The 13847-nt window shown below is 72.0% G+C and carries 12 protein-coding genes and 2 tRNA genes; 7 read left to right on the forward strand and 7 right to left on the reverse strand.

The window, feature by feature from the left end; genetic code table 11:
* Positions 1-71: 71 nt before the first annotated feature.
* From POL25_RS23130 to POL25_RS44480, 5 genes are all read right to left on the reverse strand, one after another.
* Entirely contained in the window at positions 72-1256 is a 1185-nt protein-coding gene (locus tag POL25_RS23130) for a cystathionine gamma-synthase (RefSeq protein WP_272088315.1), read from the reverse strand.
* Between the two features lie 19 nt (positions 1257-1275).
* Positions 1276-2682 (reverse strand): pyridoxal-phosphate dependent enzyme, encoded by a 1407-nt coding sequence (locus POL25_RS23135; RefSeq protein ID WP_272088316.1) that lies wholly within the window; start codon positions 2680-2682, stop codon positions 1276-1278.
* Between the two features lie 93 nt (positions 2683-2775).
* Positions 2776-3453, reverse strand: coding sequence for a hypothetical protein (locus POL25_RS23140; protein WP_272088317.1), 678 nt, complete (start codon positions 3451-3453; stop codon positions 2776-2778).
* Between the two features lie 179 nt (positions 3454-3632).
* Positions 3633-5768: an NAD(P)-binding protein gene (locus POL25_RS23145; protein ID WP_272088318.1), complete on the reverse strand. Its 2136-nt coding sequence runs from the start codon at positions 5766-5768 to the stop codon at positions 3633-3635.
* 58 nt (positions 5769-5826) lie between these two features.
* Positions 5827-6198: a hypothetical protein gene (locus POL25_RS44480; RefSeq protein WP_272088319.1), complete on the reverse strand. Its 372-nt coding sequence runs from the start codon at positions 6196-6198 to the stop codon at positions 5827-5829.
* 51 nt (positions 6199-6249) lie between these two features.
* Between POL25_RS44480 and POL25_RS44485 the strand changes: the two genes are divergently transcribed.
* The 6 genes from POL25_RS44485 to POL25_RS23180 all read left to right on the forward strand — a co-directional run bounded on the left by POL25_RS44485 (position 6250) and on the right by POL25_RS23180 (position 10634).
* Positions 6250-6891, forward strand: a complete 642-nt coding sequence (locus tag POL25_RS44485; protein WP_272088320.1) for an RNA methyltransferase — start codon at positions 6250-6252, stop codon at positions 6889-6891.
* A gap of 321 nt (positions 6892-7212) precedes the next feature.
* The gene (locus POL25_RS23160) at positions 7213-7965 is read left to right on the forward strand and encodes a hypothetical protein (protein WP_272088321.1); all 753 of its coding nucleotides are present in this window, start codon (positions 7213-7215) and stop codon (positions 7963-7965) included.
* 408 nt (positions 7966-8373) lie between these two features.
* Positions 8374-9174: a hypothetical protein gene (locus POL25_RS23165; protein WP_272088322.1), complete on the forward strand. Its 801-nt coding sequence runs from the start codon at positions 8374-8376 to the stop codon at positions 9172-9174.
* A gap of 99 nt (positions 9175-9273) precedes the next feature.
* A tRNA-Glu gene (locus POL25_RS23170) sits at positions 9274-9346 on the forward strand.
* A gap of 43 nt (positions 9347-9389) precedes the next feature.
* Positions 9390-9462: transfer RNA gene (locus POL25_RS23175), tRNA-Lys, on the forward strand.
* 176 nt (positions 9463-9638) lie between these two features.
* On the forward strand, positions 9639-10634 hold the full coding sequence (locus POL25_RS23180) for a hypothetical protein (protein WP_272088323.1): 996 nt from the start codon (positions 9639-9641) through the stop codon (positions 10632-10634).
* Positions 10635-10656: 22 nt separating this feature from the next.
* Here the strand turns inward: POL25_RS23180 and POL25_RS23185 are convergent, their stop codons facing one another.
* Positions 10657-11640 (reverse strand): M28 family peptidase, encoded by a 984-nt coding sequence (locus POL25_RS23185; protein ID WP_272088324.1) that lies wholly within the window; start codon positions 11638-11640, stop codon positions 10657-10659.
* 308 nt (positions 11641-11948) lie between these two features.
* The gene (locus POL25_RS23190; RefSeq protein ID WP_272088325.1) at positions 11949-13082 is read right to left on the reverse strand and encodes a hypothetical protein; all 1134 of its coding nucleotides are present in this window, start codon (positions 13080-13082) and stop codon (positions 11949-11951) included.
* A gap of 83 nt (positions 13083-13165) precedes the next feature.
* On the opposite strand from POL25_RS23190, the gene POL25_RS23195 reads away from it, so the two are divergent.
* Positions 13166-13624, forward strand: a complete 459-nt coding sequence (locus tag POL25_RS23195; RefSeq protein ID WP_272088326.1) for a QcrA and Rieske domain-containing protein — start codon at positions 13166-13168, stop codon at positions 13622-13624.
* The last annotated feature ends 223 nt before the right edge of the window (positions 13625-13847 follow it).

Raw genomic sequence — 13847 nt, forward strand, 5'->3', positions numbered from 1 at the left:
ACGCCGACAAAAGCGAACGGCTCGTCGGAGGACCGACGAGCCGTGCGCGCAGAGCCGGTCGCTCGCGGCGTTCAGACGGTCGCGAGGGCGGTGTCGAGGTCGGTGATCAGGTCGTCGACGTGTTCGACGCCGACGCTGATGCGGACGAAGCCGTCAGCGATGCCGAGGCGGTCGCGGGTGTCCTTCGGGACAGACGCGTGGGTCATGATCGCGGGGTGCTCGATCAGGCTCTCGACGCCGCCGAGGCTCTCCGCGAGGGTGAACACGCGGACGGTCTGGAGGAAGCGGCGGGCGGCCTCGAGGTCGCCTTTGAGGTAGATCGAGATCATGCCGCCGAAGCCGCGCATCTGCTGGCGCGCGAGGGCGTGCTGCGGGTGACTCTCGAGGCCGGGGTAGATGACGCGCTCGACCTTCGGGTGGCGCTCGAGGTGGGCGGCGACGGTGGCGGCGTTGCTGGCGTGCCGCTCCATGCGCAGCGCGAGGGTCTTGAGGCCGCGCAGGGTGAGGAAGCAGTCGTGCGGGCTGGGGACCGCGCCGACGGCGTTCTGCAAGAAGGCGAGGCGGTCGTAGAGGCCGGCGTCGCGGCAGACGACGGCGCCGCCGACGGTGTCCGAGTGGCCGCCGATGTACTTGGTGGTGCTGTGGACGACGATGTCGGCGCCGAGCTCGAGCGGGCGCTGGAAGGCCGGCGAGAGGAAGGTGTTGTCGACCGCGAGCAGCACGCCCTTGGCCCGGCAGATCGCCGCGATCGCGGCGACGTCGCCGAGCTTGAGCATCGGGTTGGTCGGGGTCTCGAGCCACGCCAGCTTCGTCTGCGGGGTGATCGCGGCGGCGAAGGTGTTGGGGTCGGTCGGGTCGGCGTAGCTGAAGCGCAGGCCCTGGCGCTGCAGGACCTTGTCGAACAGGCGGAAGGTGCCGCCGTACATGTCGTCGCCGGCGACCACGTGGTCGCCGGCGCTGAGCAGCTGCAGGACGGTGTTGGTGGCCGCCAGGCCGGAGGCGAACGCGAGGCCGTAGTGGCCGCCCTCGAGCGACGCGATCGCGCGCTCGAGCGCGTAGCGGGTCGGGTTGTGAGTGCGGCTGTACTCGAAGCCGCTGTGCTCGCCGGGGCTGCGCTGGGCGTAGGTCGAGGTCTGGAAGATGGGAGGCATCACCGCGCCGGTGACGGGCTCGGGGTGCTGGCCGCCGTGGATGGCCAGGGTCTCGAAGCGGGCGCCGGCGGGCACGTGATCGGAGGCGGGGTCGTAGACAGCCATGCGGAGATGTCCCTTGGGGCTACTGCTGCGAGGCGAGGTAGTCGATGAGGTCGATCTTGGTGAGGAGACCGAGCAGGCGGTCGCCCTCGGTGACCAGCACGACCTTGGCGTCGTTGAAGATGCTGCGCAGCAGCTGGATGCGGGTGTGCGGGGTGACGGTGGCGTAGTCGCTGTTGACGAGGTCGGCCAGCGGCTCGTCGAGGCGGCCCTCGCTGCGGACGAGGAAGTTGAGGAGATCGAGCTCGCTGACGATGCCGCAGTGGCGGCCGTGCTCGTCGAGGACCGGCAGCTGGCTGATGCTGTTCTCCTTGAGCGTCTGGATCGCCACGCGCACGGAGGTGTCGCGGGAGGCGGTGATCGTGCGCGCGGGCTTGCGCTTGAGGATGTGGGCGACGTAGCCGCTGGCCTCGTCCTCGTCGAGGAAGCCGTTCTGGCGCATCCAGTCGTCGTTGAAGATCTTGCTGAGGTACTTGGTGCTGCTGTCGGGCAGCAGGACCAGCAGACGCTTGGGCTGCTTGAGGGTGCGGGCGTACTTGATGGCGCCGAGCACCGCCGCGCCGCCCGAGCCGCCGACCGAGATGCCCTCGCGACGCACGAGGTCGCGCGTCATGATGAAGCACTCCTTGTCGTCGACCTGGACGATCTCGTCGAGGATGTTGAGGTTCATCGTCGACGGCAGGAAGTCCTCGCCGATGCCCTCCACGTAGTAGCTGAAGGGCTTGGTGAGGCGGCCGGTCTTGACGTACTCGTAGTAGAGCGAGCCGACCGGATCGACGCCGACGATCTTGATCGCCGGGTTCTTCTCCTTGAAGTAGCGGCCGCAGCCCGACAGCGTGCCGCCGGTGCCCATGCCCGAGACGAACACGTCGAACTCGCCGCCGGTCTGCTCCCACATCTCGGGTGCGGTGCTGAGGTAGTGCGCCTCGGGGTTGGCGGGGTTGTGGTACTGGTTGGCGTAGAACGCCCCCGGCGTCTCCTCGACGATCCGCCGCGAGACCGAGTAGTAGCTGCGCGGGTCGGAGGGGTCGACCGCCGTGGGGCACAGCACGACCTTGGCGCCGTACGACTTGAGGTTGTCGATCTTCTCGCGCGACATCTTGTCGGGCATGACGAAGATGCACTTGTAGCCGCGCGTGGAGGCGATCATCGCCAGGCCGGCGCCGGTGTTGCCGCTGGTGGCCTCGATGATGGTGCCGCCGGGCTGCAACATGCCGCGCGTCTCGGCGTCGCGGATGATGTTGAGCGCCACGCGGTCCTTCATCGAACCAGCCGGATTCAACATCTCGAGCTTGACGTAGACCTCGGACGTGAGTCCCTCGGTGACGTGGTTGAGACGGACGATCGGTGTGTGGCCAATCGCGGCGGTGACGTCGGCCCGGGCGCCCTTCATCAGCGCCCGCTCGGGCCGGGACGTATTGTTGCTCATGAACCCTCCGCGGCGTCGTCGCGCGCGCGCGACGAAGATACGGGGGTTTGCGTCAGGTGGCGAGCGCAGGCGCGGCGGTGCGCGTGGCCTTGCTCACGGTGATGCGGCCGCGCGCTGTTTCCTCCGCTTGCCGACCTCGAAATACCAACCGAGGCTGAAGGTGACGATCGGGTACCAGCGCTTGAGGTCGAGGTTGAGGTGGATGAGGTGCGTCTTCATGCCGCCGACGCGCAGGCCGAAGTTGAGCGCGCCGCGGTCGAGCCGGCTGGTCAGCGAGAGCTCGAGCTGCAGCGCGTGGTTGCCCCACAGCGCCGGCTGGGCCAGCCCCAGGCGACCGTCGTCCTGGTTGGCCACGGTCGGGAACGGGAAGATGAAGCTCCAGCCGGCGGCGGCGCCGAACAGCTTGCCCTGATAGCCGGCGAACAGGCTCGGCTGCAAGATCGCCGGCATCGCGTTGCGCGAATTGCCGACGTTGTAGCCGATGCCGAGGCTCGGCCGAAACATGGCGTACTTCAAGAACTGCAGCTGATAGGCGACGTCGAGGAGCAGCGGCGCGAAGTGGAAGCGCTGGCACCGCATCGGGCTGTCGTCGCACGCCTGGCTGGCGCGCACCCAGTCGGCGACGATGGCGATCCGCAGGCGATGCCGCGCCGGCAGCTCGCGCTTGCGCGGATCGGTAAGACCCTCTTCGCCGACGCTGCGCGCGGGAGCGGCAGCCGCGACGGTCGGCAGCGCGAGCGCGAGCGCGACCAGGACGGAAAGACAGCGCACGGCCGTCAGGATCAACCGAGCGCGGCGAGGTGTAAAGGGTTCGACCGATCGCGGTCCGTGCCGGGGCACGGACGGTGCGCACGGGCGATCGGCGGCGCGTGGGCACGGATCGCCGGGATGGCGGCCAACCGGGGCCGCGGGCCGCGGGGGCCGGATTCGTGGGGGTGAGGCGTCGGGCGTCACTCGAGGTCGACGCCATCGCGCTCGCCGTGAATGACGATCGCTTCGCCGCTGAGCGCGCGGGCGGCCTGGAGCCCGGTGATGACGGCCCCCTCGGCGCAGGCGAGCTCGATGCCGCCGCCGACCCAGTCGCCGGCGAGCCAGAGGTTGCGAAAGCCGCTGTCGCCGGCGGCGAGGCGGTGCCGCGGATCGCCGGGGAGGGTGACGATCTGGCGGTCGCTGGCGTTTTGGGTCGACCAGCAGTGCTGGGCGGCGAGGCGGTGCTCGCCGGCGCGGCCCTGCGGATCGAGGAGCAGCTCCCAGTTGAACTCGTCGGCGCCGGCGAGCGTGGCCTCGGGCCACAGGGCGCGCGGATGGCTCTTGAGCCAGGTCTCGGCGATGTCGCGCACGGGCTCGCGGCTGCCGTCGGCGGCGCGATCGGGGCGCGGCCCGCTGAGCGACGCGATCGCGCCGGGCCAGTGCTCGCGCGGCCAACCTTCGTAGGGCGCGGCGGTCGAGAGGTTGAACCACCGCGGCAGTTCAGTGCCCGGCAGCTCGCCGGCGCCGGCGGGGGCGGGCGCGCCGAGGAGCTGGGCCCAGGTCGGCGAGAGCCACAGCTGCGCGCCCATGGCGGCGATCGAGTGGGTGCGATCGAGCAGCTCGCCCCAGCGCGGGTCACGAGCGGCGAGCTCGCGCGCGACGCCGCCGAGCGCGGGCGGCGGGATGGCGAGGATGATGTCGTCGAAGTCGACGCCGGCGCGCAGGGCGACCTCCTCGACCTCGGGCGACTCGGTGGCCTCGAAGTCGATGGCCTGGATCACGGGGTCGTCGCCGAGGACGATCTGCGAGTAGAGCGGGCGGCTCGGCCAGCACGGCAGGCCCTTGACCTTGAGGAGCGGCTCGTACTCTTCGACGCCCGGGGCGAGCTCGATCTGGCGGCCGACGATCGCGGCGGACACGGTCGCGCCGTCAGGCGCGGGGCACAGGCGCTTGAGCTTGTGGAAGAAGCGGAAGGCGACGCCGCGGTCGCGCAGGAGGCGGTAGAGCGGGGCGAACAGGACCTCGCCGAGGCCGGCGGCGGGGGTGTAGTAGAGGGCGCCGGAGAAGGCGAGGTAGCGGCGCAGGGCGGCCCGCAGCATGGCGCCGGCGGCGGCGACGGGGCGCGCGACGTCACCCGACTCATAGGACATGTGGTCGGCGTACAGGCCGACGACCACGCTGCTGGCCAGCGACGCCTCGGCGGCGCCGTGGCGGCGCAGCCAGTCGCGCAGGTCTTGATCGTCGATCGCGGAGAAGCCGGCGCGATCGAGGCCGTCGTGCAGGATCCCGCGGACGATGGCGAGCGCCAGGTCGACCATGGTGGTGAACTGCGGGTGACTGTCGCGCGCGCCGAGGCCGACGAGCGTGCGCAGGCTGTGCTCGCCGCAGTGGGTCAGCGGCTGGGCCCAGGCGCGGCGCTGACGCGAGGTCTGCGGCGCGTCCTCGTCGTGGGCGGCCGCGGCGGCGCGGCGGAGCAGGGCGTCGTAGTCGGGGCTCTGCGGGTCGAAGCCGTCGTAGGCGCGCACGCCCTGGCCGCTCGCGCGGCGCATCAGCGCCGGCCACAGCGCGCGCGATGAATCGGGCCAGCGCGGGACGATCGCGGACCAGGTGGCGAACTGCGGATGTAGGCGCGGGATGCAGTCGATGGCCCACAGCAACAAGGTCTGGGCGAAGTGCCACACGCTCGGCTGCGGCGCGCCGTCGCCGGGCAGGTTGTCGGCGCGCGGCAGGTGCATCTTCCACGGCGGCGCGCGGCTGGAGCGATCACCTGTCCCGAGGAGCAGGGTGTCGCACGGCTTGAAGGCCTCTTTGAAGGTGGCGAGCGGCGCGCCCGGAGCCCGTCGCGTCTCGGCGTAGACGCGGCGCGCCAGGGCGAAGGCGTTGTCGTACCAGCCGAACCACACGTGGTGACCGAGCGCCTCGCTGCGGGCGTGCGCGCGGAGGTTGCGGCCGCTGCGGGCCTTGCCGCCGAGGCGCCAGCCGATCTGGTAGACGGTGATGTCGTAGCGCTCGCGCCAGTCGGGCAGCTCGGTCAGCGCGAACACGGCGCTGAGCGAGCCGAGCCCGCCGCCGAACACGGCGAGCTTGCGGGGACGAGGCGGAGGACCGGCGGACATGGCTGCAGAGGTCGGCGATGGTAGCTCGGTTGCGCCCGGACGGATCCTCCCCGGATGTTCAGCCCCCGGCCGCTCGATGGGTCATGTCGATGAAGTTGTGGAGGAAGCCGCAGGTCGAGCAGGCGAGCGAATGCACCGGCGCGGAGTGGGTGAAGCCGCCGGTCGGCGAGGTGAACCGCAGGGTGCTCATGTGCAGCGGCAAGGGGGCGCGGGTGTCGTGGCCGGCGAAGATGGCGACCGGCAGCAGGGTGACGCCGCCGCACATGACGCAGGTCTTGTGGGCGCCGGAGCGGCGGCGCTCGCGGGTGTCGTCGGCCACGCCGCGGGCGCGCGCGTCGGCGTCGGCGAGCTCGCGCTGCAGTCGCTCGTTTTCTTGCTCGAGCGCGGCGAGCTGCAGGAGCAGCGCCTCACGATCGTCGCGGTAGGGCACGCGCGCGACACATTAGCAGGTCGCAAGCCAGGGCTGCTACCCTTGCGCCCGGTGACCCGCTTCATCGCCCGTCAATGCGAGCGCGCGAGCTGCCGCCTCCGCTTCCCGGTGGCCGAAGGCAGCTCGCTCGGCGAGTCGTGTCCGCACTGCGGCGGACCGACGGCCGTCGACCCCGAACCGTACGAGAGCCACGAGGCGCGCGCGCCGGCGCGAGCGAGCGGGCCGAAGGTGCACGCGCTGCTCGACAACGTCCGCAGCCTGAAGAACGTCGGCTCGATGTTCCGCACCGCCGACGGGGCCGGGGTCGAGCACATGCACCTGACCGGGTTCACGCCGACGCCCGATCACCCGGCGATGGCGAAGACCGCCCTCGGCGCGGAGAAGACCGTGCCGTGGACGCTCCATCGCGACGGCGCGGCGGCGGCGGCGTGGCTGTGCGACGCGGGCCATCGCTTGTGGGCGCTCGAGGGCGGACCGCGAGCGACGCCGTGGTTCGAGGCGCTGCGCGAACCCGGCGACGCGCCGATCGTGTTGGTGGTCGGCCACGAGGTGTCGGGGGTGGACCCGCGGATCCTGGCCCGCTGCGAGCGCGTGCTGGCGCTGCCGATGCTCGGGATCAAGGGCTCGCTCAACGTCGGCGTGGCGTTCGGCGTGGCGCTCTACAGCCTGCGCTTTGGGACAGGGACCGACTGATGTTCGCGCCGCGAGATCGTGCGCCAGCGCAATCTCGCGGGTGTGGGCGGTGCGGCGAACTGGCGTGATCGAAAGGCGGTGCTGCCGCCGCCGCCTGTGCGATCGGACAGGTGCGATCGGCCATGAGAGCCGGAAGGCCGCGCGTCCCGGGCAGGAGACGTTGCCGCCAGATGGGCGAGAATTCATGGCCGACGGGTCTTTCGCGGCGTGTGCGGATCCGCCACATCGAAGTCGTCGCTCGTGCGTGACCTACCGGGGACGAGGCGCCGGGGCTGGAGTTGTGTTACCGTGCCGGCCTCTCAGAGGAGAACCCGAAACGTGATGCTGCTTCGAACTCTGGCTGTTCCTGTCCTGGTGCTCGGTCTGGCGGTGGCTGGCTGTGGCAAGAAGACCCCCGACGGCACGACGCCCCCGGGCGAGACCGGCGCCGGCGGTGCGTCCGCCGGAGGTGGTGATTCCGGCGGCGGTGATGCGGGTGGTGGTGAGTCCGCTGGTGAGGCCGGCGGTGATGCGGGCGGCGGCGACTCCGACGTCTCGCAGAAGGTTTGCGACGCCGAAGTGGGCGACACGCCCAAGGCCGTGTTCGCCGACAACGTGATCCTGCGGCTCCCGAAGGGGATGGAGCTGGTCGAAGAGAACCCGTTCTTCGCCCGCATCTCCACCAAGGACACCGTGTCGACGTGCGACGGCGTGATCAGCTTCGGCGCGCTCGGCTACTTCCAGGCCGACGCGACCAAGACCGTCAAGCAGGTCCGCGACGAGACGATCCAGGCCGCGCGCGGCGTGCCGCCGAACGAGGTCACCTGGACCGAGGAGACCGAGAAGGGCCGCGATTACTCGGGCTCGTACTCGATCCCCGAGGACGCCAAGGGCAACCCGCCGATCAAGGGCTGGTTCGTGCTCAAGGAGAAGGCCGGCTTCACGTTCTGGTACGCGCTCGAGACGCATCCGAACGCCTGGAACGCGCTGGCCAAGACCTTCCAGGAGTCGGGCAACCGCCTCCGCATCGGGCCGAACATCGCGCCGGCGCCGGCCCCCACGCCAGCACCGTCTGGCAAGAAGAAGGGCAAGTGAGCTGAACGCGTCCCCTCGACGCGCTCCTCGCGGCTCCGGGCTTCGGCGCGGGGCCGCTTGCTTTTTGGCGGCACGCGCATGCGAGTGACGGGGCAGAGTGCTCTGCGGACGCAGGACGAGCGGCGGCCGGGAGTGACACGGGGAGCTGCGAGGTTTCGCGGGCGCGGCTGCGAGTGACGCGGGGAGGCGCGAGGCGGACGCAGCACCAGCGACCGCTGCGAGCGGCACCGGAGGCGCGAGCTTCTGCCGCCGCAGGACGTGCGAGGTCTGGGACTTGACGAGGTTGGTGGCGGGCTCGGCCGTCGTGGATCGAGGATCGTCGCCGTCGGGCGCGATTGACTTCGCGGGCGGCACGAGGTCTGATCGCGCCACGTCGGGCCGCGGGCCCGGCACGCCAAGGAGATCTCGATGTCGCGCGTCGCTCTGTCTCTCGCTCTCGCGCTCGCGTGGGCTCCGCTCGTCGGCTGTGCCGTGAGCGCCAGCGCCAGTTCTGGCTCGGGGACCATGTCCTCCGGGACAGGTCCTCAGGGCAAGCCGGCGCGGCGGGTCGACGAGGGCGGAGGCGAGGCCGGCGGGGGCGGGGCTGCACCGGCCGGGCCGCCGCCGTGTCAGCCGGCGCTGGCCGACGCTCCGACCGCGCTGTTCGGCACGCGAATCCTGGTGCGTTTGCCGAAGGGCGTCGAGCTGGCGGAGCAGAACCCGTTCTACGCCCAGGCGGTCGCGCCCGACCAGGCGACGAATTGCGGGCAGCCGGTGGCGTACGCGGCGGTCGGCTTCTTCGAGTATCCGAACGCGGCCCCGGCGGCAGTGCGCGACCAGGTGCTCGAGCTGCGGGGGATCGCCAAGGGCGCGGCGACGTGGGACGACGAGGGGACGCGCGGCAAGACGTACACCGGCGCGTACACGGTGCCGGCCGACGCGGCCACTGGCGCGCCGGCGGTGCGCGGGTGGTTCGTGCTGCGCGACGCCAACGACAAGTACGGTTACTTCGCGCTCTACGAGACCGACCCGGCCCACTGGGACGCGCTGAAGCCGGTGCTGGTGGCGAGCGGCAAGTCGCTGCTGGTGAAGCCGCGCATGGTCGCGTCGCCGGCCGAGGCGCAGGTGAGCGCCGCGCCGCCGCCGACGTCGGGCGGTCTCTCGGCCGAGCCGGCGGGCGCCAAGCCGGCGAAGCCCGCGAAGGACGCGAAGGCCGTGAAGGCCAAATAGCAGCGGCGGGGCTAACGCACGTCCTCGCCGTCACGAGGCGCTTGCGGGTCGCGTCACAGTCGAGTAAAAGCCGCAAGTCCCAGCCGCGCGTGGCGCTGTGACCCTGTCGTCCAGAGGCCTAGGACAGTGGCCTTTCACGCCACCAACACGGGTTCGAATCCCGTCAGGGTCGTCTCTCGCGCGCGGCTGGGCCCTTGAGCTCGCTCAAGGGTCCTGGGCCCGTAGCTCAGTCGGTAGAGCAACGGACTTTTAATCCGTGGGTCGTCGGTTCGATCCCGACCGGGCTCATTCGCTCCCGGCCCTCTCGGGCCGGAAGGCCCTCCGGGCCGAGGCCTGCGACGGTCTCGGCGCGGATGGTCTTGCGCGCGTTCAGGCCGGGCTCAGGCCGCGCAGACGCCCCGGAAACTGGCTGGCAGGGGATCTTCTGTTATGGTGGCGTCGGGCTCGCCCCCGGAGGTTTCGCCATGTGGATCGCACGCGGCCCGACTGTCGCCGTCAGCTTCGCCGTCGCCATGGGCCTGGGGGGGTCGCTGGCCGCGGCGGCCCCCGCCGATGCGCTGTCGACCTGCCTGAGCCGGTGCGACCGCGCGCGGCTGTCGGACACGAACCGCGCGACATGTCGCCTCGATTGCGAGCAGGACGCGGCGACGGATCCGGAGCTTATCCGCTCGCAGATCGCGGCGCAGTCGAAGACGGGCGCGAAGCCCTCGTCGGCGCCGGGCCCGACGACGCCGACGCCGCGGCCAGGGCCGACGATGACGCCGGCGCCGGCGCTCTCCGGCCGGGCGGCGTGCAAGGCGGAGTGCGCGGCCGACCGCACGCTTTCGGCCGACGACCGGGCGACGTGTCGGCTCGAGTGCGATCAGATCGCCGAACCTGCCGGGCCGTCCGCGCGGCCGACGCCGGTGACGAGCGGGACCACGGCGCTGCCGGCGAGCGGGCCGATCGCGGTGCCGACCGGGACGTACGCGCCGCCGAGCCTCGGCGTGGGATCGTCTAGCTTTTTGGCCATGTGCCTCGAGACATGTCGCAAGGGACCGGTCCCGTTGAGCGCGACCGACCAGGCGACCTGCCGCCTGACCTGCGAGAACTCGGCGAGCGTGGTCGACGTGGCGCTCGATGCGGTGCCGGCGGTGTGGTTCGCGGCCGCACCAGCGCCGACGGTGATGACGGCGCCGCGACCTTCCCCGGTGAAGGTGACGGCGACGCCGACCGGGACGCCGAGCCCGCCGCGACCCGTGTCGATGGGGACGGCCGCGGCAGGCTCGTGCGAGGCGGCGCGCTCGACCTGCGAGGGGGCGTGCTCGAAGGTGCAGGCGCAGTGCGAACGCGGGTGCGGCAAGCAGAAGGTCGAGACGGACCGCGAGACCTGCAAGCTCGACTGCGGCGAGAACCTCGGGCTGTGCTCGGCCGACTGCACCGGGGCACACGCGAGCTGCGTGAACGGCCGGAGCCGCTGAGGGAGGCGGCGAGCGCTGTGCCTCAGCTGCGGGGGCTGGGGAGCGGGCGGGCGGCGAGGTCGAGCAGGGCGAGGCGCAGGGTCTCGCCGACAGCACCGAGGCTGCGGGCGTCGAGCTTGTCGCGGGTGTCGGCGTGGGTGTGCCAGGCCGGGTAGTCGTAGTCGATGAGCAGGATCGAGGGCACGCCGGCCTCGTCGAGCGGGACGTGGTCATCGAGCAGCGGCACGGCCAGCGGGGCGGCGTCGAAGGCCGTGAAGCCGTGCGCCTGTCCGATCGACCAGATCCGGTCGATGAGGGCCGGGTGCTGGGCCAGGCTGGCGAGGTCGGGCTGGACCCGCAGATCGCGGTCGCCGACCATGTCGAGGACGACGCCGAACTCCGCGCGAGCGACCTGGGGGAAGCGACCCTGGAGGACCTCCGTGGCCAGCGCGCGCGAGCCGGCGAGGTACGGGCCGACGTCGGGGCGGCCGAGCTCCTCGCCGTCGAACAGGATGACGGTGACGCCGACGTCGGGCGGGAGCTGGCGGACGAGCAGGGGCACGAGCTCGAGCACGACGGCGAGGCCGCTGGTGCCGTCGTTGGCGCCGACGATCGGCTGCTCGCGGCGCGCGGGATCGGGGTCGGACTCGGCCCACGGGCGGGTGTCGAAGTGGGTGGCGAGGATGAACCGGCGTGGCGCGTCGGGGCGCACGTGGCCGAGCAGCGTGGTCATGGCGAAGCTGACGCCGGTCTGTGGATCGGCGCCGCGATGGTCGAGGCGATCGATCACCGTCGCGCCCGCCGTCTGCAGGTCCGCGGCGAGGGCCTCGATGGCTCCCGCGCGCCGCGCGTCGCCGAGAGCTCGCGGGTAGCGGTCGAGGAGGAGGTCGACGCGCGCGAGCGCGGCCGCGCCGGAGAACGGCTCGCCGGTGTCGCCGCTGGCGGCCAGGCCGGAGGCCGACGCGCCCGGAGGACGGCCGCAGGCCACGAGGAGGGCGGCGAGCGCGAGGACGCTGCGAGCGGGCATACCTGGCCCCTGGCATGCCCTGCGGCGGCGGCGGGTGCAAGCGGAAAAAACGCCGGTGGTGCGGACGCTGGGCGGCTGCGCGGGGTGGACCGGGGGCCTCAGTGCACGATTCTGTCTCATTAGACATGTCGTAAAGGACATGTCTTGTGAGTCATCGTGTGCCAGGGGTCGAGCGGGCCCTCATGGACATGTCATGGACTCGGGCCTCGCGCCGAGAGACATGCCCTTCAGGACATGTCCCATGGTGCATGCGCTACGCATCACCCCTGAAACATTCCCCGGACGAGCCGCGAGGCCACGGCTCGCGCTCAGGGCAGGCGTTCGAGCAGCTCGAGCGTGCGCGCGGCCTCGCGGGCGACCGAAGTGCGGGGGTCGCGGATGAACGCGGTGACGGCGGGGATGTCGGGGCGGCGGCCGAATTCGGAGAGGTTGGCGAGGGCGCCGACGAGGGCCGGGCGGGGCGACTCGGGGTCGGCGAGGCTGGCGAGGGCGCGTTCGCGGTAGTCGATGGGGCCGAACCCGGAGGCGAGCAGGATCCGCGCGTGGTGGCGGACCAGACCCATCGAATCGAAGGTCGCGCGGACGAGGCCCTCCCGATCGCCGGCGGCCGCGAAGCCGCGGACGCCGGCGACGCGGACGGCGGGGTTGCGGTCGGCGGCGAGCACCGGCGCCAGCTCCTGCAGCACGGTCGACGGGGTGACGGCGGGGTCGACGGCGAGCCGCGCGGCCCACAGCCGCAGCGGAGCGTCGCGGCGAGCGAGCGCGGCGGCGAGGATCTCCCGCAGCTCCGGCTGCCCGCGGTAGAGGTCGGCGAGGACGAGGCCGGCGGCGCGGACCAGCACGAGGTCGCGGTCGCGGAGGCTGTCCCAAAGGGCAGGTCTCGCGGCGAGGCTGCGGACCAGCTCGACTAGCGCCTTGCGTTGGCTGACGCCGGTGCGGACCCAGTCGCGCATGCGCTCGACGAGCGGCAGGCAGTGGACCACCAGCGCGGCGTGGCGGGCGGTCAGACGCGGCTGGAGGCCGGCCCAGGCGAGGCCGCCGATCGGGCCGACGTAGTCGTTGAGGCGGTTGATGAGGAACGCGGTGCTCTGGCGGTCGACGCGAGCGGCGAGGCGGCGCACGGCGGCCTCGCGCGCGTGGCCGTCGCGCACCAGGCTGGCGATGCCGAGCGCGCCGCTGGTGGTGCCGCAGCGCTCGAGGCGCTCGAGGTCGACGGGGCGGAGGTCGAGGAAGGCGAGGCCGAGGTCGCGGTGCAGGCCGGCGTCACGGAAGGCCCGGTCGAGCGCGGGCACGAGGGTGACCGAGCAGCTGGCGAGGATGGCTTCGATGTCGGCCGCGGCGGACCGCACGGTCGCCGGGCGGCGGTGGACCAGGTCGACGGCGCGGAGCAAGATCCGGGCGACCGGGGTGCGGCGTCGGAGCTCGCGCAGGTTCGCGGTCATGCGGTCATGCTGCCTCGACCGCGGGGGCGAGCTCCAGCGCGGGGCGAGTGGCTGATGTCGCGCATGCGGTGTATGCCTCGGCCATGAGAGCAGACGCAGATCCCAGGGCGAATCCGACGGTGTACACGCGGCGCGAGCTGCTCGGCGCGAGCGCGGGGGTGGTGAGCCTCGTGGTGATCGGCTGCGCGGGCAAGCTGCCGCCCGCGCACGAGGTCGCGCCCGCGGGCGGCGAGGTGACTATCGCGCTCGCGGACGCGCCCGAGCTGGCTCAGCCGGGCGGGGTGATGACGCTCGCGGTCGACGGGGTGAAGAAGCCGGTGCTGGTGGTCCGCGACGGCGACAGCTACGAGGCGCTGCTGCTCAAGTGCACGCACATGGGCTGCACCCCCGGCTGGAACGCGGGCGAGCGCAGCCTCGACTGCCCGTGCCACGGCTCGCGCTTCGACGCCCACGGCGCGGTGCTGAAGGGGCCGGCCAAGGCGCCGCTCGAGAAGTACGCGGTGACCTCGGACGGGTCGACGCTGCGCTTCCGCGTCGGCTAGGCGGGCCAGAGATGCGCGTGTCTCGAGGGACATGTGCGAAGGACCCTGTCCTTCTCTCCATGGCCCAACGGACATGCTCCAAGGAGCATGTCCGAAGAAGCTCATGGCCCTACGGACATGCCCTGAAAGACATGCGCGAATGTACATAGCCTAACGAACATGTGGCGAAGGCCATGCCCGAAGGAGCATGGCCCTCGCCACATGGCCTTGAAGACCTGCGCCT

Source organism: Nannocystis bainbridge, from assembly GCF_028368995.1.
In the GTDB taxonomy this organism is placed as follows: Bacteria; Myxococcota_A; Polyangia; order Nannocystales; family Nannocystaceae; genus Nannocystis; species Nannocystis bainbridge.